The organism is Paenibacillus sinopodophylli, assembly GCF_005930355.1.
Taxonomy (GTDB): domain Bacteria; phylum Bacillota; class Bacilli; order Paenibacillales; family Paenibacillaceae; genus Pristimantibacillus; species Pristimantibacillus sinopodophylli.
On record NZ_VDBO01000003.1, the window covers coordinates 395,781 to 419,579 of the forward strand.

A 23,799-nucleotide genomic window follows, 5' to 3' on the forward strand; every position below is an offset into this window, starting at 1 on the left:
GCGCAAATACATGTGCAAAGTAGCAGAACAATCTTTCAATTACATAAGCGGGGAATCAAGCAAGCTTATTATAAGCTTGAATCATGCAAGAATGTATATTTCTACAACTTTGTTTGTGCATAATCGCGCTTATCTCTTTAAACTAATGCTGCAAACGCCGATGTATATAAAGTACGACATATTTCGACATAGTCATTGTTCACTTGGAGGATTTCTCAAATGATTGATCACCTTTCTAAAAAGCGCCTGAAAGATTTGCTAAAAACCTGCGGTCACCACGCACATTCCCATTTGTATTACCTTGGCGATAAAGAGTGGCTATGGGACTCTAAATACGAAGCGCTTCTGCTCTATCGCTCCGTCGGCAATCGCCGGATCGTACTGGGGGACCCGCTTGGAAAGCCAGGCTCCGTAGAGCGTCTCATTAAGCAATTTATTGAAGCATGCGCGAAGGACAAAATGGTACCCGTATTTTATCAAACGACATCTAAGTATTTGCCCCTATATAAAAGTCTTGGCTTGGTTCACTCCAAAATAGGCGAAGAGGCCCAGGTCGACCTGCCCAGCTTCAGCTTACAAGGAAAGAAGTGGCTTAAAATGCGGACTCGCATCAGTAAGCTACAGCGCAGCGGCTTCACCTTCGAAGTATTGCAGCCTCCCTATTCGAAAGAGATGCTGAGCCGCTTGAAGCATATTTCGGACGAGTGGCTCAGGAGCCGTAAGGAAAAGGGCTTTTCTGTGAGCTCATTTTCCATGGCTTATATTAGCCAATCCCCTATTGCCATACTAGTGGGACCAGACGGCAGCTGCGAGGCATTTGCCTCTATTGCAGGCGGTAATCATGCCGGGAAAGCCAAGGATGACAGCATATCCAAACGCATAACGGTCGACCTCATGCGCTATACGAATGCATGTCCGCATGGGGCAATGGATGTGCTGTTTGTTTCCTTGTTCCAATGGGCTGAGGAGCATGGATACGAGAGCTGCAGCTTAGGCATGGCGCCGCTTGCCAATGTAGACCATACTCTTGCAGCAAGGCTGCTGTACAAATACGGAAGCCGCATGTATAACTTCAAGGGGCTTTACGAGTATAAGAATAAATTCGCACCAGTATGGAAGGATGTTCATTTCGTTTATCCGCCCGGCACGCTGCCTCTTAATATAGCGCTGCTAACGTTCATCATCCATATGCCGAAGCCCGTATCACATTCCCGCAAGCGCCTCGCTATGACCAGGCTGCCGGCGGAAAGCGAATCCTCGCTCAAGAAACAAGCCTAACACTCTATACAGCAAAAATCTGAAACGGCCTCCATTTGGGATGCCGTCTTTTTTGTATTATACTTTCGTATATAACCAAATGAACTGGAGTTGTTCAAATGACGATGAAAACAGTGATTATTAATCGATTTATTACTTACGCGCAAGTTGGAACCCAGTCCGATGAGAGCAGTGACGCTTGCCCCTCAACACCGGGACAGCTCGTACTTGCCCGTCTGCTCGTTGACGAGCTTGCAAGCATCGGTATGCAGGATATTACGATGGATGCGAACGGCTATGTCATGGCCACCCTCCCATCCAATACCGACAAACAGCTGCAAACGATCGGCTTTCTAGCTCATATGGATACAGCAACGGACTTTACCGGTAAGGACGTCAAGCCTCAGGTTATCGACCATTACGACGGGAATGACATTGTCCTGAATAAAGCGCTGAACATTGTCCTGTCACCAAAGGATTTTCCTGAGCTGACAGGCTATAAAGGGCATACGCTCATTACAACAGATGGCACTACGCTGCTTGGTGCCGACGATAAAGCCGGTATTGCGGAGATTATGACAGCGATGGCTTATCTTCTTGAGCATCCCGAGGTGAAGCATGGCAAAATTCGCGTCGCCTTCACACCAGATGAGGAAATCGGCAGAGGCCCACATCGCTTTGACGTGGCAGCCTTTGACGCTTCTTATGCTTATACAATGGATGGCGGCCCGCTAGGCGAGCTGCAATACGAGAGCTTCAATGCAGCCGGGGCTCATATTGTCATCAAAGGCAAAAACGTTCACCCCGGCACGGCTAAAGGCAAAATGATACATTCCGCCAAAATCGCTATGGAGCTGCAAGCCAAGCTGCCTGCCGATGAGTCGCCAGAGTACACCGAGGGCTATGAAGGCTTCTTCCATCTTGTCTCAATAGAGGGTGACGTCGAAGAGTCGCAGCTCCGTTATTTGATTCGCGACCATGGCCGCAAGCGGTTTGACGAACGTAAAGCCCAGATAACACGCATCGTGGAAGAGCTGCAGGCCAAATACGGTAACGACCGCCTTACGCTGGAAATTAAGGATCAATACTTCAATATGCGAGAAAAGATCGAGCCGGTCATGGAGGTTGTAGAGATTGCTAAGCAAGCGCTTGAGAATCTCGGCATCGAACCGGTTATTGAGCCGATACGCGGGGGCACAGATGGCTCTCAGCTATCCTACATGGGACTGCCTACGCCGAACATTTTCACAGGCGGAGAGAACTATCACGGCAGATTCGAATACGTATCGGCTGACAATATGGTGAAAGCTGTCCATACAATCATTGAAATTGCAAAGCTTTATGAGGAAAAAGCATAACTTAACCCCTTCGCTTCTCAACAATTAACAGTCATGCAGAAATAGCTTGATAACACGCATAGAAAACGAAATAATAGGTAGCAGGCCTATACAGGCTTGTTGCCTATTATTTGATTCTATACACGCTTTAGCGAGCACAGCAGAGAGGTTGACAAGAACATCATGGAGCTAACAGAACGTTTAACTAAGAAACAAGCGGCCAAAGAGCCGTTCCCCGTCTCGATTCTCTCCCTGACCGTCGGTGCATTCGCCATTGGCATGACCGAATTTGTCATTATGGGACTCCTTCCGAACGTGGCACAGGACTTGGGCGTGAGCATATCATCCGCAGGTCAACTAATCACCATGTATGCACTGGGAGTTGCTGTCGGTGCACCTATACTGACGATCCTCACCCACCGCATCCCGCAAAAAAAACTATTGCTGCTTCTAATGGTACTATTCATTATCGGCAATGCTATTTCGGTTATCGCCCCCAGCTACGCCGTACTAATGGGAGCACGGATGCTGACCGCCCTGACTCACGGCACTTTCTTCGGCGTTGGCGCCGTTATTGCATCCAATCTGGTACGTCCGGACAAGCGAGCCGGAGCCGTATCCATTATGATGGCAGGACTTACTATAGCCAATATTATCGGTGTACCGCTCGGCACCTTTATCGGGCAGCATATGGGATGGCGAGCCTCATTCGGAGCGATTGCCATCATGGGCGTACTCGCACTAATCGGCATTTTACTTTTCATTCCGAAGCTGAAGCCTGAACAGCCAGTGAGCATTGTTAAGCAAATTAGCGCTCTTGCAAGCCCTAAGCTAATGTTGTTCCTGCTCATAGGAGCACTTGGCAACGCAGGCCTATTCGCCGTATTCACTTATATTGCCCCGCTGCTCGTTCAGGTATCGGGCTTCGCTGAGCATAGCGTTACCTGGATTTTAGTCTTATTCGGTATCGGTGTGACGATTGGCAATATCGTTGGTGGAAAACTGGCCGACTGGAAGCTGCTGCCCGCCATTCTTGGTCTATATTTGGCGATCTGCATCATTCTGGCCATCCTCACCTTTACCATCTACAGTCCTGTAGCGGCTGTCATCACGATCTTCTTCTGGGGAGCAGCGTCATTTGCCGTCATGCCTGGCCTGCAGGTTCGCATTATGAGCCTGGCGCAAGCAGCGCCGGCACTTGCCTCTACTTCAAGCCACTCAGCTGGCAATCTAGGCAATGCAGCTGGTGCGTTTATCGGCGGATTAGTTATTACCCACCTGTCCATAACGGCGCTGCCCTGGGTTGGTGCTCTGCTAGTCGGTGCTGCTCTTATTCTAGGAATGGCATGTTTCATCTCGGAACGCAGAGCGTGACAGCCATTGATACGGAAACCGGACTGACACAGCTATTTGTGTTTAGGCCGGTTTTTTTCATTCGTCTGCCGTGCCCGCATATTTTTTTCATAGTGTTGTAACGAAATGCGGCTATTGCAGTCTTATGTAGGTGAGGAAGTGAGAGCATGAACGATTTCGAGAACATCTATAATCAGTATTTCCGAGATATTTATTTGTTTGTGCTTTCTTTAAGCCGAAACGAAGCGATAGCGGAAGAGATCACACAAGATACATTTTTCAAAGCATTGAAGAGCATCGACAGCTTTAAAGGTCATTGCAAGATAAACGTATGGCTCTGTCAGATCGCCAAAAACACTTATTTCTCCTATGTGGAAAAACAAAAACGGTTTGAGCTCGGACAAGTACCTGAACCTGTAAACCTCATCAATATTGAAGAAGCTATGCTGGATAAGGATAACGTTCTTCGCATTCACAGAACGCTGCGTCGTCTGAATGAGCCTTATAAAGAGGTTTTCACGCTGCGTGTGTTCGGGGAGCTGTCTTTCGGCCAAATTGGCGATTTGTTCGAGAAAACCGAGAGCTGGGCTAGAGTCACCTTTTACAGGGCCAAAACAAAGATGCAGCAAGCACTAAAGGAGGAATAGCCATATGCTGAAATGTGAGGTCATTAAGGATTTGCTGCCTTTGTATATCGATAAGGTGTGCAGCCGCGAGAGCGCTACACTTATCGAAGAGCATCTCGCTGGTTGCAGCAGTTGCCGATTGGAATGGGAGAACTTGCAAAGCGCGATTCCACTCCCGCTGCAGACAGTTGATAACAATCGCAGGGATGGTCTTGTCTTGAAAGCCATCTCCAGCTACTGGGGCCGCACCAAGCTGAAAGCTTTCATGAAGGGGGCTATGCTGTCATCCCTAACGATTGGTCTTCTAGTACTCGCTTATTTCGGCTTAACACAGTGGCATATTATGAAGGTTCCTGCTGATCTTGTCGTCATTGAGGATGTAGGGAAAATGAAAGACGGCAGAATCGCCTTTCATCTGCGGCTAACGGACGACTACGATTTGAATCAAATCAGCTACGATATGGATGAAGAAGGCAACTTCTATATGACCCCGTACCGTCCTATTATCAAGAAGAAAAGGGTAGCTCCCGTCGGACTGTTCAACATGTATCAAGCATTAGATTCCTTCCTGAATGAAGTGTATAAGAGCAGATTCGGAGCCGATACCCATATAAAAGCTTTATATATTGTGACGCGCGACGAACATATCTTGGTCTGGCAGGAAGGGATGTCGCTGCCGCCGGCAAGCCTTGCGGCTGAGGAAGAATTGAAAAGGTAAAGCAGAAGAGGCTATCCCATAGCGTTACGGGACAGCCTCTTGCATGTGCGGTAGATTATGCCTTTTTCACAAACTCCGACTTCAGCTTCATTGCTCCAAAGCCGTCGATTTTGCAATCGATATCATGATCTCCATCTACTAAGCGTATGTTTCTTACCTTCGTGCCTATTTTCAATACAGATGAGCTGCCTTTTACTTTAAGGTCCTTGATTACCGTAACGGTGTCGCCATCTGTTAGAATATTTCCGTTCGCGTCCTTCACGATCTTGTTATCATCGCCAGCCGCAGCCTCGGATTCCAGTGTCCACTCATGGCTGCATTCTGGACAAATGAGCATATTTCCGTCCTCGTACGTGTATTCTGATTGGCATTTCGGGCAATTTGGCAATTCCGTCATTGTATAATTTCTCCATTCATAATTAGTCCTTATACTATACGATGGTTGCCCGAATAAATCAAAACGCCCCGCCATACTCATAGTGAATCGTATACGGAATAACAAGAAGTTTAGCGGCTGTTCCATGTCTCCATAAGCAGCTCGCCAGTCATCATAGCACCAGCCAGCGATCCCATAGCTGCAGCAGCTATAGCCTGATGCATCTCCGTAGCCGCATCTCCCGCACTGTAAACGCCAGCGATATTCGTCTTGCCGAAAGCGTCCACGACCACAGCTCCCGATTCCTTCATCTCGCAGCCTAACGTTTGCGGCAATTCAGATCCGGCAGCGAGCTTAGGGGCAAAAAATATGCCTTTGCATGGGATAATAGAACCATCCATTAGAACAACTCGTTCCACCAATCCTTCACTCGATTCAATTCTCTCGATTGGCGAGTCATACGTTGGAACATTGTGCCGAGCAAGCTCCTCTCGCTCTTCGTCCGTCCACTCATCAGGACCATTCGTGCAAATCGTGTAGCTGTCTGTCCAACCGGCCAGCATTTTCGCTAAATGCAGCCCTCTGGCACCCTTCACAATCAAGACGAGCGGCTGATCCCTCAGCTCCCAGCCATCGCAGAATGGACAGACAAACGCACTTTTTCCATAAACATCCGCCAGTCCGTTAATGTCCACCGGAAGATCCTTCATCCCCGCTGCAAACAGCAGCTTCCTGCTTCGGTAGCTTATTCCCTGCGCAGTTGTCACTTGAAACTGACCGTCGCTTCCTGTAACGGATACGGCTGAATCTTCGACAAATTGGACACCGGGATACGCGCTAATCTGCTCCTTCGCAATACGGCGGAACTCACTAGGACTAATGCCGTCACGGGACAGAAACCCATGGGTTTCACGAGTCACGCGGTTGCGTGGACGTCCTTCGTCAATGACAACCACATTTCGTCTTGCTCTTCCAAGTACAAGCGCCGCATTCAAGCCTGCGGGACCTCCGCCTATAATAATAACATCCATAATCTTCTCCAATATAATCACCCTTCCAGATCCATAATGTCTATAATTAGTGCGCAAAAACGACGATCATTTCATGTTTTCTGTAGGCTAGAAGCAGTTACTTACAGCCTATCCTCTTACAATGTTTAGAGACGTCAACGCTATATTTCAGCTATTACAGACTCTTAATGTCTATTATAGACAACCTGAGCCTACTATTCAAGTACAAAAAAAACCGCCAAGCCCAAATGGACTTGACGGATCAGCAGTTGATTAATTAATAAAGTGCGTATGTTGTAGGAAACGCTTGAGCATAACAGCCGCTTGTGCACGTGTAGCATTAGCAGCGGGAACGAACGTCTCCGCAGTCATGCCCGTAATAATATCAGCTTCCACAGCCTGTGCAACAGCTGCTTGCGCCCAGCTGCTAATGGAGGCTTGATCTTTGAATGCAGTGAGCGATCCAGTAGCTTGACCCGCATCCGCAGCTTTAACACCTGCCGCAGTAATCGCTCGTGCAATCATAACTGCCATTTGCTCACGAGTAATCGTATCATTTGGCTTAAAGCTGTTGTCGCTAAAACCATCAACCAGCTTTGCCTTTGCTGCAGCAGCGACAGCTCCTGCGAACCAATCGCTAGACTTTACATCTGCGAAGCTCGCAGATGCTGCATCTGCTGGAAGACCGAGGGAACGAACGAGCAATGCCGCAAACTCTGCTCTTGTGATTTGACTATTAGGGGCAAAGTTGCTTTCCGTTACGCCATTCACAACTAACTTGGACGCGAGCAGCTCAATATCTGCTTTAGCCCAGTGCGTGCTTACATCATTAAAAGTTTTAGCCGAGGAAAGCACGGTATAGATGCTGTTCCCGTTTCGCTTGAAAGTAACCTTCGTAGATCCGTCCGCTTGTTTCTCGAACAAAGCTGGTACGAAAGAAAATGCACCTGTCAGCGGATCATACAGAACAACTGTCGCTTGTTTATCATTCACAGCTGTCGATAATACAATGCTTCTGTCGACATAGACGGAACCAAACTGATTCAGCTCAATGGACTTACCGTTGCCTATTGCCGATACAGTGAAATCAATCGCAATGCCCAATTGGGATGCAGATATGCCTTGTGCATTCAGTTTAATCTTTGCATCCAAATCTGTTGTTGCTGGAGCAATTGTAATTTGAATGCTTATTCCTTCACTCGAAGCGCCTAGAGCTTGAGCGATTGCGGCAAAATCAATGATGTTCAGCGGCAATGAGTACTCGCCGTCATTGGTTTGCAACGAAATAATTGAATTCGGAGCAGCAACTGCAGCCGCTGCTAATTCAGCTGACGAGAGATTAAACTGCACTTTCTCTCCAGCAGCGTTATTGTACGCGATATAAACAATCGGTGCAGCCCCGCCGTTATCCTGCTTCGCTGCTTTCGCTAATGCTTCAGCAAGAGCCGCCGCATTCTGCTTAACTACCGTTGTTGCGCGGCCATCAGCATCCTTGGAAGGAGTAGCTTCATTCTTGCTTGTATCCACCGATACAGGCACTGCACTAGACTTTGGAGGCGTGATAGGCTTGCCCGACACCGTTGCAGGTGTCTCTATCGTCCCGATAGGCGCGCTGCCCCCGTTGTCTCCACCATTATCTCCGCCACCCGTGCTTGCTGCTTTCACAGTAAAGTCGAGCGTGGCTACTTGCTCAGCTTGTCCTGCGACAACCTTGTAGGTGCCTGCAATCTCTCTGCTCGCCAAAGTAAAGGAGCTAGAGAACGTGCCCCCGCTTACTGGAACGATTGTATAGAACACCACGCTGCTTCCTGGGCGCAGCACTTTAATAATAACCTCATCCAAAGTGGATGTACCGCTAATAACAACATTGCCGCTTTGCTCAACGGGCTCTATTGCGTTGATCGTAACCGCAGCAGTGCTTGCGAAAGCTGTGACGGGTACAAGCATGAAACAAAGCATAATGACCAGCATCATATTAAGCTGTCGTAATTTCACTTTTATATTCCTCACCTTCATATTCATTCAATAGCTTATTAAGACGGATTATTATTATTGTTGTTCTCACTTAAAAGAAGAGCTTGATCAAATTCGCTTTGTGTCTTCACGCTAGCTAGATTCAAGCCTACATCAGTCGGATCGTCGCTGTATTTGCTCACGATATAAGCTTTGACGGTGTAGTTAGGGTTTGTCGCTGCATCGCTCACATTGAAGTTAGCCGAATAGGTGCCTGTTCCTACTTTCAGATCAGCTGCAACGATGCTTACTGGTGTTGTTCCATTAAACAGCTGGAATACAACGGATTGATTGCCGCTTTGATTCGTATTGCTATTAGAATCGCGTGCGAGTAGATAATCATTGCCACTTTGATTGTTGTTATTGCGTGCAAGCACATTAATCTTAGCGGTAATGCCATTAACTGGAGTTACGGCTGGTGCCGTCATGTAAAATAGCTCAGTGGATTTCATGGCATAACCCTCAACACGTTTACTGCTGTATCCATTCGCTTTAATATTGATGTAGTATTCGCGACCGTCTAGAAAGACACCTTTCTGAATGGTAAGCTTTCCATTTGTCAGGGTATATTCAGAGCTTGTAAGTTCCCTAGTAATATCTTGATAATTATCATATACTTCGATGCTTGTTACTTGATCACGCCAGCTTGTATTATCTTCGAATAGGAACTCACTTACTGCATTGCTCAGTATAGAGCCTCTAAAATCGGGCGTATTGTCTGTAATACGTGTATTAACCTCAATATTCTTTCGATAACCATACTCATCTCCTACAATGCCGTCCTCTACCTTCAACTGAATCGAACCCACTGTAATCGCATTATGGAAAATAATCTTTATCTCATTATTTTGCAGTGACACAATATCGTTAGGTCCAAGTTTTTCAAAGGTATTGCCTTGGTCCAACGAAATTTGAATTTTTTCTTTGAGATGTGATCCCGTTCCATCTACTGTTAAATCCACCAAACTATTACTGTAGCTTTCAAACCCTAAACTCAACAAGCGACCATTATAGGATAGATAGTTGTTATATGAGTACATATTCGAAAGTTGATTTTTATTAGTCCATCTGGTTTCGAATCCATTATCGCTGAGCTTGTTTCCATTCATATCGGTAATTACATCTAATCCATAGAAATAAAAATAGCTGTAGTCGCCCGGTGGCAACGTCACGAAATGAAGGTTGATGGTGTTACCAGATATGGTAACTTGGACATCATTTGCAAGGCCATTGTAATACCCGGTTGCATTATTATACATTTGTACGTTCTGTTTAAAGGTTGCAATAGCAGCTTCATCCATTTGAATATCCTCATCAAAATACAGGGCCAAATCATGAAGTTCATTAGAGAAAAAATATCTCTCCAACTTAGGTGGCGTTGTATCTGCTGGATTAGGATCATTTACGCCCGTGTTTGCCTTAATATAAGCAGTTGCTCTTGTATCATTCTGCACATTGCCTTCGGCATCCCTGAGAGCCCTGCCAGAAATGATAATTTGGTTGGATTCTCCTTTAATCGCTTCCACCAAATGAATATGCAGCTTACCAGAAACAACCGTTGCTGTATCCTGTTCCGTTAACTGGATTGAGTTTTTTTGAGGATTACGTGAAATTTCAATATATTCTTTTAGAAAGCCTTCATCTTCAGTATTATCGAAAACCTCTTCGTTGAAAGTGATAACAATATCATGATTATCGGAACTAACTTCTGCGCTCTGTATAACTGGCGGGCTTACTTGAAGATTCATCTCTTCGTTCAGGTTGCCCACTTCATCCTTTATGGTTCCAGCAGCAATCTTAATGACTGTATTAGCACTAGTAATAATTTTCATATTTTGATTGTAGGACAAATATAATTCCTGATCTTCTATATAAGCTTCACTATCTTGCTTCTGGAAAGGTGTAAAATTCACGCCATCACTCGACAGACTGATATTATTTTTCAGAAAATCTGCAACCTGTTCAGGGGTGGAATTGTCCGGTGCATGAATTGAAAAATACTCATTAAATTTTAAATATACATATTTTCCGTTTGAGGAAACCGCACCAACAAAGACTGGAGGAGCCGTATCTGGTACTGTTAGCGGTACAAAGTTAACCTCTCCTCCAACTGGCGTTGCATAGCCTGTAACGGGTGCTGCACTTAGAACCGCCGCCGCTGTCAGCGTAACAGCCATCCACTGCGATACCTTTCTTTTCAACTGCGTCTTGCCTTTTTTGTTTCTTGTATTCATCTGAACTTTTCACTCCTGTTTCGATAAATTTACCTACTAAAGTCCAGTATACAAGGTCCCAATGACGGGAAAATGACAAACCTCGACATAAAAAAAGAACCCCATATCCAAGAGGTTCCTCCCTTTTGCTGCAATCACCTACGCATTTAGTCCTGATAGCAGCCGAGTGTATAAGTCCGAAGCCTCAAGAGAAGGCTTTATGCCAATTTCTCGGTGCAGTACGTCCGCGAAACGGGAATAGTTGCTCACTAGCGCTTCTTTATTATCCTGTAGTGCCCAAGCCTTCATGAGCAGCATAAACGATTCTTCATCAATTTCATTATGTGCCATCAGTTTCAGCAACAATCGAATCGCCGTATTCGTCTCTCCTCTGTGGAGCAGCGCCATGCACAACCGATGCACGAAGGCGCTGTACATCAAGGTTAATCGCTCTACTTCATTCCATGCCCATGGAAAGGAGCGCTCTCCGAACAAATGCCCCGTGTACTTCTGCTCCAGCTCAATCGCCAGCTGAATATTAGATTCATCTACGATGGAGAGCTGCTTGCAGCCTACTTCAAAACTGAGGAAATCCACATGCACCTGATTAAGACTGAATGCGTAGTGATTGCTCTCCGAATGGAGATTTTCCTTCAATTCGTAAGCTTCCAGCACTTTGCGAAGCTGATACACCGTTGTATTCAAATATGTTTCAGCGTTTTTTTGCGCCATCCCGCCAAACAAATCCTCAACGATTTTGGAACGAGACACCAACCTGCCTTTATGGACAAGCAAATACCCGAGGAGCTCCGCACTTTTACTCGACTTCCACTTCACTCGTGTGTTATTCGCACTTTGTATATCAATGCCACCCAAGCAGATTAACGTAATATGCTCCGAAGCAGGCTTTCGTATCGACTGCAGCAACTGTTCAGAACGCTTCTCTTCGAACGCCTTTTGAACGGTTCTATGCAGTCTGTCCTGCATAACAGGCTTCACGATGTAGTCAAACGCCTCCACGTCGAAGGCAAACAGCGCATATTCCTTATGAGAAGTTAGAAACACAATCTTCGTATGTAGTCCTTTTTCCCGAATACGTTCAGCAAACTCGACTCCGGTCTCTCTCGGCATGCTAATATCAAGGAAAACCAAGTCTACTTCAAATTGAATGAGATACGAGAAGGCTGACTCTGTTTCTTGGAATATGCCAACGATCTCTACATCCGGCATTTTGGCAAGCATCTTTTTCATAATCAAGTGCATGGCCTTCTCGTCATCAATGAGCAAGACTTTCATAATATTCCCCTTTCATAATCGTGAGCGATTGATCAAGACGTGTAGGAGGAGTCGGTATTGTGAAGTAAAAGATACTCCCCTGTGCAGGCGTACTCTCAAACCAAATGGTACCGCCGTTCAACTGCACAAACTCCTTGCATAAGGTTAATCCCAGCCCCACACCGCGCTCCCCGGCCGTTCCTGTCAAAGAATTCGGATACACATCCTGCAGCAAGGTGTCGGCTTGATCACAGGATATGCCCTGTCCCGTATCATGAACGGATACCGTTATTTCTCTGTCGCTGCTAACAGCGTTTATTCGAATGCTTCCATCGAAATCTGTAAACTTAATGGCGTTGGACAGTAGATTACGAATAATGAGATCGAGCATTTCTTTGTCTGCATACACAAATAGTCCCGGCTGTATGTCCGAAATAATCTGAATCCGCTTCGCCTCGCTTCGAATGCGCATCAGCCGCATATTGCTTTGAATGGCTTGCAGCAGATCTCTTTCGACCGGGCGAAATTTCATGCCTTCTCTTTGACTCCGAAACCAATCCAGCAGGCTTTCCACGAGATCGAAAGTATTCTGAATTTGCTGACCCATCTCACTCACAATCTCATTCTGGCTTTCTCCGCGATCCTGTATTTCCTCCTCCATCAGCTCGATGAGGTTAATGAGTACGGCAAGCGGATCACGGATATCATGAGCGACAACATTAAACATCTTATCCTTGAAGGTGTTGAGCTCGCTCAGTTTTCTAGCGTTCTCATGCAGTTGCTGCTCAGCACGCACCATATCCGTTATATCACTCAGCAGAACCATCTTGCCGAAGGGCTTCTTCCGTTTGTTGTTCACATAGGACATATGAATATTAAAAAATAACTCGCCATTCTGGCTGGATAGCTTCATCTTGCTTGCATGGAAAGGATGCTGTACTACCTTTTCCAGCAGCATCGGGTATTCGAAGAAAACAGCTGCGACATGCTCGCCAATCTTTTTATTATTCAAGCTTCTAAAGGCGGCCGCAGCAGGTTGGTTATAGCTCACGATACTATTTTCCATATCAAGTACAATAACAGCATCCTGTATCGATTCAAATATTTTTTGCATAGCGAACGGCGCTAATCGCAGTATATTAAACTGATAGATTCCCCACATATAGAAAAATCCCGATATGACGAACCCGAACGGCGAGATGTCGACCGGCATGTAGATAATGTTGCTTACATATATAAGGGCAAATCCGAAAGGACCCCAAGAGCCAATGAACATGATGGCAACTTGTTTTCTAACCCGTCCTGTCCTTCTCACAAACATTTGAATGAGCATGCCCATACCGATTACAAAAACGCTATACGAGTAAAAAACATGAAACCAGTATAACGGTCCTTTTTCTAATTGGAGCTGAGCAAATCCCTCTGAATAGTCAATCGTCATGCTTTTATAAAATAAATGGTGAAATTCGTTGGTGTTATGGGAGATTAACGTAATCATAGGTACGACCGTAAGCGCAGCTATAAACCATTTGCGTACTAATGCCTGTCGACCTGTATATTGCAGGACCATAATAAACCAGAAGAGTGTTCCAAAGGGAATTCCAAGGTATTCCACTCTCAGCCAGAAGCGCATATGCTCCAGGGAGGTGCTGACAATCTCGAGAGCGTAGCCAAACGTGTAAATCAGACCCGTCAGCATGCCTAGTCCATAGCTGATGGAGATAGATAGATTTCTTCTTTTCCAACACAAATAACAGATCACCAGCGCGCAGCAGGATGCTGCCATCAACAATGCTGATAAATACATATTGTAACTCACAAGGCTAGCCCCCACGCTGGATATATCGTTCTTCTACATTTACCTATTAGTGCTAGTATATCATCTTTCAATGACGTAAAAGTGACAAACTTCGACAAGATCAGGATGCGCAATGGGACAGCATCTATCCGTTTTGGACAACATTCATTATGGCGTGATGAATCCATTTCCGCACAAAAAAAATGGTTGGGGAGCATGCACGCTGCATGCTTCCCAACCATTCGGTTTATTTCGTTATTACGCTTTGTTTGAAGAACCAAACTCGCGGATTTTGCCTTGAACCGTTGCTTTGATTGCATCGCGGCCTGGGGACAAGAATTTACGCGGATCGTAAACTTCTGAATCCGAAGTCAAGATTTCACGAGCAACTTTTGTGAACGCGATTTGGTTTTCTGTGTTTACGTTGATTTTTGCAGTTCCCAGCGAGATCGATTTCTTAATATCTGCAGTTGGGATTCCTGTACCGCCGTGCAATACCAATGGAAGCTTGATTGTTTGACAGATCTCTTCCATTTCTTTGAAGCCTAGGTTTGGTTCGCCTTTGTAAGGACCATGTACAGAACCTAGTGCAGGAGCAAGGCAATCGATGCCTGTAAGCTCAACCAATTGCTTACATTCTTGCGGATCAGCGTAGATAACGCCCTCAGCGATAACATCGTCTTCTTGTCCGCCGACTGTACCAAGCTCAGCTTCAACAGAAACGCCGCGCTCATGCGCGTAAGCAACAACCTGTTGTGTTGTTTTTACGTTCTCGTCGAATGGCGAGTGCGAAGCATCTATCATAACGGAAGTGAAACCAGCATCAATCGCTTCTTTACATTTCTCGAAGCTTGAACCGTGGTCCAAGTGGATCGCAACTGGAACAGTGATCTTCATTTCTTCGATTAGGGATTTTACAATTGCAGTTACAACTGTGAAACCGCCCATGTAACGAGCTGCGCCTTCAGAAACGCCAAGAATAACAGGTGATTGCTCAGCTTGAGCAGCGCCTAGAATCGCTTGTGTCCACTCCAGGTTATTGATGTTGAATTGACCTACTGCGTAACCTTCTTTAAGACCTTTGTTCAGCATTTCTTTCATTGATTCCAAAGCCATGTGATAAATCCTCCTTCAAAATAATTGCAATTTTAATACTCGACCTTTCAATCATACCCAATTCATCCGCAGTTTAAAAATACGTCCGCAAACTGCAGTGATACTGGCACGAACGGAATCGGCTTTCCCACGTTCACGTTCTACTTATCAGTCTACATGTTATCACAAATTCCGCTATAAGACTACCTCAATGAAGGGTTATCGCACGTTTCAAGCGATTCTAGACACCTAACGAAAAACGATAAATAAGGAGAAGCCAATGGCCTCTCCTTATCGAACGATGCGTTCAACGTTTTATTTAAGCCTATTTTCCTTGCGAAGGAACAAAGTCGCTTAATTTCTCAAGCACTAATGATAAATCCTGAACATCGTTTCCAGTACTAACCGTAAAAGTAACATCTACCGTGTGTGGTATGCCAGAGCTGTCTCGATAACTGATAATACGATACTTTCCTGCAGGCGCGTATAACTGAACTGTCGATCCACTTAAGCTAGCATGTGCAATTGTAGCACGATTAGAATCATAAATCATAATTGTCCCATCCGCTATAGCGATCGTGTTGCTCGTTAGCTTGGCGCGCACGTTTAGCTCAGGCAGTTTTAACGTATTAGGTGTTATTGTCGTACCTTGAATTGTGATGTAACTATTCAGCGGTGCAATATACGTCGTACCATATATCATCAAATCATTAATTTGATATCTTCCGTTTGCTGCATCCACATTTGCTGGACCGTTACTCCAGCTAACATAAGTATTTAATTCATTAGGAGAATCCAAAGAACGAAGATTCATATTGCCATCATTAATCTGCTTGCCTTTGGCATCCGTAATGATGATCGATGGTAATTCAACACGCCCATCCTGTATGATCAGCCAGCGATTCGTATTGTTCTGAACACTTAATTCATAAGGGGTCGTACCATGCTCGTTTACTTTGTACGGATCAGCACCAGCTCGAAGCAACGATTGAATGATGCTGTAGTTCTGGGCAGAAACCGCTCTATAGAGAGAATTGTCCAGGCCAGGGTCTGCTCCATGCTTCAGCAGCGTACTGACAACAGCAGGAGATGGGTTCAACATTTTAGAAGTGCCGTTCTCTGAACCGATTGAAATTACACCTGCGGCCGTCTCAAGCAATGTACCTACTCGATCTCGTTTATTCGGATCCAAACCCGCCGATAGCAGTATATCAAGCAATTCGGCATTTTGATGCGTAATGACTGTAATTCCTAAAAATATATCGTTCCCGTTCATTACGAATCCGCCAGCTACTAAGGCGCGGGCAGCCTCCGTTTTGTTGTTAATAACAGCATAATTTAGAGGTGTATGATCGAGATATTCCTCCAATAGCTTACCATTAGGATCCGCACCTCGCTTAATCAAACTTGTTACGGCAGCGGCATCTCCCTTTATAGCCGCTGCAAACAAGCTTCGCTGTAAAGCCTTTCTAGCGGCATCGGTTAATCCAAAAATCAGCTGATTTGCCTTTGCATCGTAAGTCGCGTCTTTGCCTATTACGATACTAACAAACCTTGCCGGCACATAAATTCGCCCGTCCCTGACTACGGGAGCCTGAGTCAAGCGAAGCTCACGGCTTCCAACGTAAATGCGAGTCTGATCTACATCTGCTTTGTAAGTAACATCCGCGTGCTTCACCGTAATTCGCTTCTTATCGAATGCTGCGTTTATTTTCAAGGCGTCAAATATCCCTTTTGCATGCAGCATCGTGCTCCCATTCACAACAATGGGTTTAACCGCAAGCTTGATCTCAACACCGTCAACAACAACCTTCATTGATGGCTTTGCTGCGTCCACTACGGGTGTGCCAACCACTATGTACGAAAAAGAAAACAATATAATGACCAGCCATAGCATACTCTTCGTTGCTCTCATTTAGCATAGCTCCTTTTTTATCAACTTTTCTCATTGTATCATGTTGGAAATTTATTACTATTTATTTTTAGTTGCCAAGTATAATACAAGATTGCAAGGATACTGCTTCCTTCTGTCGAATACCTAGATCTGGAAGGATAATCAACGATGCTCATAACTTCTACAGGAGGCGAATATCAATATGGCTTTCACGATTAATAATCTAAAGGACAACACCAATGTTGTCATTAAGGAACAGCTCGGTGGGTTTACCGTAATCGAGTATAAAGAGGATTTGAGCAATACGACGATGTTAGAGGCACAAGCCAACTTTTTTATGAGCAAAAGCAATATGCGCAACAAGCAGCTCATGATTGAGATCAAAAATAGCGAGGTTATGCTAAGCGCTGGAGCCATGCAATATATGATTGGCAATATTGAGATGACTTCCGGCATTAAAGGCGTTGGCGGCTTAATGAGGAACCTAGTGTCCAGCGCGGTAACGGGTACGAGTGCTGTCAAACCTCTTTATAAGGGTACCGGCACCATTCTACTGGAAACGACTTATAAGTACTTGTGGCTGATTGATGTCGACAACGACCACATTGTCATAGACGACGGTATGTTCCTCGCTTGCGAGACGACTCTCGAGATCGGAGTGTCTGCAAGAAAGAACCTCTCTTCAGCCGCGCTAGGTGGAGAAGGCCTGTTTAATCTTAGCGCCAAGGGCAAAGGCATTCTAGCGCTCGAAGCACCGATTCCATCGGAAGAAGCTGTCGTCATCGAATTGCAGAATGATGTGCTGAAGGTCGATGGGAACTTCGCGCTCATGTGGTCGAACTCCTTGGATTTCACCGTTGAAAAGTCTGGTAAGACACGGCTCGGTTCTGCCGCTTCTGGGGAGGGACTCGTCAACGTTTACCGGGGAACAGGCATGGTATGGCTCGCACCGCTTATGCAGTACGGTAATGGATTAATACCAAAGAATACTCCTTAAATTAATGAATATGAAAGAAGGGGTTGCCTTAAAAGATGATTTCTGATCTTTTGAGGCAGCCCCGCTGTATTTCATTTCGTTATGAAACTACTGCATGATTATTAAGATACAGCTATTCTTTGATTGCCAGCATGTTCAGCAGAACCGTTACGGCCTCCGCTCTCGTGTAGTTCATTAATAATATTGTTCATACAGCTGTTGAATAGTTGCCGATGGCTGCAGGTTAAGCTCTTTGAGCAGTGATTGCGAATAATATTCATAACAATCATGCACGGACTGCCGATCTCCCATTGACCCATATATGTTCAAGAGCAATATAATGGACTCTTCCTCAAATTCATTGCGCAGCATTAATCTCCTCGCAATATGTGCCGCTTCTCTGTAACGCTTCTGATCTAGGAGCCAGCTTGCGAGACGTTTGGCATAGGAATCGTATACAATCGACAAGCGCTCTCGTTCTAAAGCTGCCCACTCATAGGATTTATCCTCAAACAGCTCACCTGCAAAACGTTTCTCCAATTCGATTGCTGCCGCTTCATTTGCTGTATGAATTTCAGATAATTCCATCACGGCCTGCTCGAATTGCATAAAATCTACGTCTGCTTGGTCCAAGTTAACACGATACTGTTCTTGGGAGGATATAATCATCTCCTTAAAGCCGTGCAGTGCTAACACCTTCCTAAGCTGATAGACCGCCGTATTTAGATAGATTTCAGCATTTTTAAGAGGCATCCCCGGGAAAATATCCTCCAAGATTCGGGTTTTGGTTACGCTTTTACCATAACAAACGAGCAAATAAGCGAATAGTTCCATGCTTTTCTTCGAAATCCATTTCAACGTACCCGCTTGCTCACTGCTGACATTAAAACAGCCAAGACCACGGACTGTCAGTCTATTAGAAGTAGAGCCGCTGTCTGTACCCAAAGAAACGCCGCGTCTGCTGCCCGCACGTGCAATCGTCTGAGCCAGACGCATTCTTGAAATGGGCTTAACCATATAATCTAATGGATATACATCATAAGCTTCGAATGCAAAGTCTGAATGGGAGGTTATAAACACAATCTCTAGATCTAAGCAAAATGAACGCAAGCTGCGAGCCAGCTCTAATCCATTGTCTGCTGCAATCTTAATATCTAGAAATGCGAGGTCTACATCGTCCCTTTCCCTTATGAATGCCAAAGCCTCTGACGCCGTCTGGAAGGCACCAACCAGCTCCACATTTTCTATATTTGATAGCAGTCGTTTCAGAGCGAGCAGCATGGCAGGCTCATCGTCAACGATGAGAACTTTCATGATTTCCCCCCGCCTCTCATAGTGAACTGAAATACGCTTCCTTGTCCCGCTTTGCTCTCCACCCAAATAGATTGTCGAGTTTATGATGATAATCCCCTGTTTCGAAATGTTATGTTGATTTAGATGCTTGCTGCTCTCCCTAACAGTATACGACACCATCAGATACAATATATGATTTCTGAGCCTGCAATAGCAAAAAAAATGACCAAATTTGTCAATAAAAATAATATTTTAGCTTGTTAGACTATCACTAGGCAAGTATATGGTTATCTCTAGCCTGCCTTAAATCAAATAAAAATGAGCAGGTGCCTAGGCACCTGCTCATTCCTATACGTATTCTATTAATAAAGAACATTCCAAAGTCGTAATAGAACGACTGCCGCCTCAGCTCTAGTGGTCAAACCTGTCGGCGCGAAATGATTATTTTCCCGTCCTTTTATAAGGCCGTTTTCATAAGCATTTGCAACATAATCTCGTGCCCAAGCTGGAATGGAGGCATCATCTGCAAAAGAAGCGCTTTTCGCATTCTCGGCCTCCCATTTCATTGCTCTGGACACCATTGCAGCCATCTCTGATCGATTGACCGTTTTCTGCGGCTGTAATGTTCCATCCGAGTAACCCTCAATAATTCCCGCAGCTACTGCTGTCTGCATCTCCAGCTGTGCCCACTCTGGAATGCTGTCCTTGTCACTGAATGGCATGGCAATAGCTTCGCTGCTTATTGGAATCTGAAGAGTACGAAGCAGCATAACCGCGAACTCCGTCCTTGTCACGTAGCCATTCGGCACAAAAGTGAAGGCATTTGTTCCCTTGACGATTCCAAAGCCTACCGCTTCGCAAATAGTCGCTTTTGCCCAGTGATTCGTAGTATCCGTGAATGTACAAGACGATGTGCTCACATCATCAGCAATGCGATTAACTGTGAGCTTATATGTCTTAACCGTTCCATCCTCTGCCTGAACTGTTATCGTGAATACATTAGCTCCCATTGCCAAAGGAAGGGTCTTGGTCTCTCCGATGCGTTCCCCTAACAGCTTAACAACGGCATTGGAATGAGGAGGTGATAATTTCAATTCAATCTGCTCTGCGTCTGTCTGTACAGTATAATCCGTTTTCTCAGGTGTAAATGCAGGCAATAACTCTAATTGCGTGCCCAATGTATATAGGTCTAATTTGGATAGGTTGGCATTGCTCGAAAGCGTTACTGTTGACGGTATTGACGGTGTCGGTGTTGATGTTGGCGGTGTTGACGGGACTGCCGCTGCACCCACTGTAACCGTAGAAGCTTGATCGACTACCTCCACGCCATTAAGGTAAACCGTTATGCTATAGTTTTTAGCAGACTGGGTTCCATTGTTCGGAAGAGTAATAATGGCTGTCGCACTTGTGCTGCTGCTGACCGCTGCAATTGCAGCTTCAACTCCATTCACATATACCTGTAGTGTCTGTCCCGTTAGATTGACCCCAGTTACAGTAGCCGTTATATCGCCTCCGGTACTCGGCAAGCTAATTGGGCTCGCTGCAATACTTGAAACTTTAGGAATAACTACGATAAAGGCAGCCTTCGCTTCATCCAGCGTTGTGCCATACTTATTAGCTACCTCGTCCCCAGAAACATGAACCTCGTATTCGCCATTCCTGAGCGTATCGTTAAACGTCAACGTAAATGCGAATGAAGACTCGTCATAGACTTTCGTATAGTCGGAGAATGTATGGCCATCCTTCGTTATGCTGATTAAATCCAGCGCATTGGCAGAAGTGAGCTCCGCTCCTCCAGCAACCCAATATACGGACTCGCTGACTGTAACGGAGACACTAGCAGGCGGTACAACGAATAGCTGATTATGTGTAAAGTTACCGAATGTAACTACTGACTTCGTCGTATCGAAAAGTGTGCTGAATGTATTGGATGCTGTATTCGCATTGCCTGCCGCATCCGTTGCAGCTCCTGCTTCAACGAATACCGTAACATTCTGACCACTTGTCGTCGGACTAATGGTCGCTGTGTAGGTCGATTCGCTTACAGAAATTAAGTTGGATGCAGTTCCGTTCACGACCCCAAGATCATCCACAGTAAATCCATTAACACCCTCGTTGAAGGTGATTGTTACCGGGAATGAGGCGTTCACCGCACTGCCTGCTGAGCTGGATATGGCTGCTGTCGGTGCAGTGTTATCCAGTAGAAAGGCGCCTGAAACAGCAGCAACCGCATTACCTACGTTGTCCATTGCTCGAATATGCAAGTACCAGTTGCCGTTGCCGGTTGTCTGGCTTATCGTATCCTCGTCATTGAAAGGCATCCATCCACTGGATGGAGCCACAGTGCTTTGGCTCCATACATATGCCAAGGAATCAGCATTGACGCCGCTTTGTGTATCATTAAGCAGTACCTTACTTGACGCTGTTTTCGCCGCTGTTAATTGTCCATTCGTACCAAACGCTACTTCCGGGGACGTTGCATCAATTTCAAGCGTGATCGTGTAGGTTTGACTTGCCTTAAGATAGGGCTCGACGCGAATAGGAATAACCGTATTCGTGGTTGCTCCCGCTATGTTAATGGTCTTCGAGCTGCCGCTGGCCAGCAGCTCATTGTTTACATATAAATCTGCTTCTGATGTACTTGCAAGCGTTGGTGTTACATCTACGCTGGACAGTGATTGTCCATCATAGTAATACGTGTAGGAGGTGTCGGAGGCTTGGAAGGTCTCTGAGAAATCACCTTCTTGCAAAGCTAGACCGCTTAAATTGGCATTACCTGGCGCGACCTCTGGATGATAATTGTCTCCTCCCCACCCGACGACCGTACCATCCGATTTCAGTGCTAGTGAAAAGGAAAACCCCGCAGCGATTGAGACAACCCCACTTAGTCCATTAGGGACAGTGGTTTTACCAGAAGTATTCGATCCCCATGCCACGACCGTACCGTCTGATTTTAGCGCGAGTGAATGATTAGCTCCTGCAGCTATTGATACCACGCCGCTTAGTCCAGCAGGAGCAGAAATCTCACCATCAGTGTTTCTTCCCCACCCCACAACGGTGCCATCTGATTTCAGCGCGAGCGAATGATATTCTCCCCCAGCAATGGACACCACGTCAGTAAGCCCAACCGGTACGGTACTTTGACCACGAAGATTACTCCCCCATGCCACAACGGTGCCATCCGATTTTATCGCGAGTGAATGATTAGCTCCTGCAGCTATTGATACCACGTTAGTAAGTCCAGCCGGTACAGAACTTTGACCCAAATTGTTTTGACCCCATGCCACAACGGTGCCATCCGATTTCAGCGCAAGTGAATGAACTGATCCTCCAGCAATCGACACCACGTTAGTAAGTCCACTCGGTACGGAACTTTGACCATAAACGTCATTCCCCCAACCGATGACGGTGCCATCCGATTTCAGTGCGAATGACTGGTGAGACGCAGCGGCAATCGACACCACGTCAGTAAGTCCCCCAGGAACGATTGTCTGACCAAAAACGTTATTTCCCCATGCCACAACGGTGCCATCCGATTTCAGTGCAAGTGCATGGTGAAACCCAGCGGCAATGCTGTTGCCTTTAATAGGCAATGCAGCACTCGTCGGTATGGTCGTTTGACCATAATTGTTGGCCCCCCAGGCAACAACAGTACCGTCTGTTTTCAAGGCGAGCGTATGGTTCCAGCCTACAGCGATTGAAGCCACATTAGTCAATCCCGCGGGTACGTCACTCTGACCATTAGCGTTGCCTCCCCAAGCGACAACGGTACCATCCGTCTTCAACGCAAATGAAGTGTTCCCTCCTGCTGCGATTGATGACACGCCGCCGCCCATAAGTTCGGCTGGTATTGTTGATTGACCATTAACATTGGTGCTGCCCCATGACTCTACCGTTCCATCCGCTCTCAGTGCAAGTATATGATTGATGCCCGCAGTAATGGCTACCACGTTATTTAATCCATGAGGGGCGTTCATTAGTAAACTGCCTCCCCATACGACAACAGTGCCATTCGATTTCAATGCGACTGAGAACTCTCTACCGGCAGCAATTGCAGTTACACCTGTCAGTGCTTCAGCAGGTACAGTCGACTGACTAACGTCATTTACCCCCCATGCAACGACAGCACCATCTGACTTTAGCGCCAGTGAGCTGCTTCTCCCTGCTGCAATGGCTATGACTCCGCCCTCTGCCAAATCATCTGGTATTGTCGTTGCACCTCCTTCGTTATTCCCCCATGCAACTACAGTGCCATCCGATTTCAGTGCAAGCGAATGCTCGATTCCAGCAGCAATTGAGATGACATCAGTCAAATGGTCCGGAATACTCACTTGACCTGAATTATTACGACCCCAGCCCACTACGGTGCCATTGGGTTTTAAGAGAAGCGAATGGTTGGCTCCAGCAGCAATTTGTGTTCCCTCCACACTTCGAATTCCCACTTGCGATGCATAAGCGATTTGCGATCCGTAGGGAACCATTAAGCTAAACAGCAGTACAAAAGCCAATAAAAGGTGAACAGATTTGCGTGAATGTATGAATAACAATGTATACGTCTCTCCCTC

At 45.9% G+C, this 23,799-nt stretch carries 16 protein-coding genes; 6 read left to right on the forward strand and 10 right to left on the reverse strand.

Features of this window, described 5'->3' with window-relative positions; genetic code table 11:
- Nucleotides 1–219 precede the first annotated feature (219 nt).
- From FGT79_RS16690 to FGT79_RS16710, 5 genes are all read left to right on the forward strand, one after another.
- Nucleotides 220–1,278: a phosphatidylglycerol lysyltransferase domain-containing protein gene (locus tag FGT79_RS16690; RefSeq protein ID WP_138753944.1), complete on the forward strand. Its 1,059-nt coding sequence runs from the start codon at nt 220–222 to the stop codon at nt 1,276–1,278.
- A gap of 104 nt (nt 1,279–1,382) precedes the next feature.
- On the forward strand, nt 1,383–2,615 hold the full coding sequence (gene pepT, locus FGT79_RS16695) for a peptidase T (RefSeq protein WP_138754068.1): 1,233 nt from the start codon (nt 1,383–1,385) through the stop codon (nt 2,613–2,615).
- A gap of 162 nt (nt 2,616–2,777) precedes the next feature.
- Nucleotides 2,778–3,968: an MFS transporter gene (locus FGT79_RS16700; RefSeq protein WP_138753945.1), complete on the forward strand. Its 1,191-nt coding sequence runs from the start codon at nt 2,778–2,780 to the stop codon at nt 3,966–3,968.
- Between the two features lie 146 nt (nt 3,969–4,114).
- Nucleotides 4,115–4,594, forward strand: coding sequence for an RNA polymerase sigma factor (locus tag FGT79_RS16705; protein WP_138753946.1), 480 nt, complete (start codon nt 4,115–4,117; stop codon nt 4,592–4,594).
- 4 nt (nt 4,595–4,598) lie between these two features.
- A complete protein-coding gene (locus FGT79_RS16710) occupies nt 4,599–5,291 on the forward strand; it encodes a zf-HC2 domain-containing protein (RefSeq protein WP_138753947.1) in 693 nt (230 codons plus the stop codon).
- A 55-nt stretch (nt 5,292–5,346) separates the two neighbouring features.
- Here FGT79_RS16710 and FGT79_RS16715 read toward each other — a convergent pair whose 3' ends face one another.
- The 8 genes from FGT79_RS16715 to FGT79_RS16750 all read right to left on the reverse strand — a co-directional run bounded on the left by FGT79_RS16715 (nt 5,347) and on the right by FGT79_RS16750 (nt 16,986).
- Complete coding sequence (locus FGT79_RS16715; protein ID WP_138753948.1) at nt 5,347–5,688, reverse strand: zinc ribbon domain-containing protein YjdM; 342 nt, start codon at nt 5,686–5,688, stop codon at nt 5,347–5,349.
- Nucleotides 5,689–5,798: 110 nt separating this feature from the next.
- A complete protein-coding gene (locus FGT79_RS16720; RefSeq protein ID WP_171056294.1) occupies nt 5,799–6,698 on the reverse strand; it encodes an NAD(P)/FAD-dependent oxidoreductase in 900 nt (299 codons plus the stop codon).
- Between the two features lie 252 nt (nt 6,699–6,950).
- Nucleotides 6,951–8,672 (reverse strand): S-layer homology domain-containing protein, encoded by a 1,722-nt coding sequence (locus FGT79_RS16725; protein ID WP_171056284.1) that lies wholly within the window; start codon nt 8,670–8,672, stop codon nt 6,951–6,953.
- A gap of 38 nt (nt 8,673–8,710) precedes the next feature.
- Nucleotides 8,711–10,924, reverse strand: coding sequence for a hemoblobin-interacting domain-containing protein (locus tag FGT79_RS16730; protein WP_138753950.1), 2,214 nt, complete (start codon nt 10,922–10,924; stop codon nt 8,711–8,713).
- 138 nt (nt 10,925–11,062) lie between these two features.
- Nucleotides 11,063–12,199 (reverse strand): response regulator, encoded by a 1,137-nt coding sequence (locus tag FGT79_RS16735; RefSeq protein ID WP_138753951.1) that lies wholly within the window; start codon nt 12,197–12,199, stop codon nt 11,063–11,065.
- Nucleotides 12,180–13,997 (reverse strand): sensor histidine kinase, encoded by a 1,818-nt coding sequence (locus tag FGT79_RS16740; RefSeq protein ID WP_138753952.1) that lies wholly within the window; start codon nt 13,995–13,997, stop codon nt 12,180–12,182. The genes FGT79_RS16735 and FGT79_RS16740 overlap by 20 nt, the downstream gene beginning before the upstream one ends.
- A 237-nt stretch (nt 13,998–14,234) precedes the next feature.
- The gene (locus tag FGT79_RS16745) at nt 14,235–15,092 is read right to left on the reverse strand and encodes a class II fructose-bisphosphate aldolase (RefSeq protein WP_138753953.1); all 858 of its coding nucleotides are present in this window, start codon (nt 15,090–15,092) and stop codon (nt 14,235–14,237) included.
- A 304-nt stretch (nt 15,093–15,396) separates the two neighbouring features.
- A complete protein-coding gene (locus FGT79_RS16750; protein WP_138753954.1) occupies nt 15,397–16,986 on the reverse strand; it encodes a stalk domain-containing protein in 1,590 nt (529 codons plus the stop codon).
- A 181-nt stretch (nt 16,987–17,167) separates the two neighbouring features.
- On the opposite strand from FGT79_RS16750, the gene FGT79_RS16755 reads away from it, so the two are divergent.
- Nucleotides 17,168–17,962, forward strand: coding sequence for an AIM24 family protein (locus tag FGT79_RS16755; RefSeq protein ID WP_138753955.1), 795 nt, complete (start codon nt 17,168–17,170; stop codon nt 17,960–17,962).
- Nucleotides 17,963–18,136: 174 nt separating this feature from the next.
- Here FGT79_RS16755 and FGT79_RS16760 read toward each other — a convergent pair whose 3' ends face one another.
- On the reverse strand, nt 18,137–19,255 hold the full coding sequence (locus tag FGT79_RS16760) for a response regulator (protein WP_171056285.1): 1,119 nt from the start codon (nt 19,253–19,255) through the stop codon (nt 18,137–18,139).
- 341 nt (nt 19,256–19,596) lie between these two features.
- The gene (locus tag FGT79_RS16765) at nt 19,597–23,781 is read right to left on the reverse strand and encodes an S-layer homology domain-containing protein (protein WP_138753957.1); all 4,185 of its coding nucleotides are present in this window, start codon (nt 23,779–23,781) and stop codon (nt 19,597–19,599) included.
- Between the last annotated feature and the right edge of the window lie 18 nt (nt 23,782–23,799).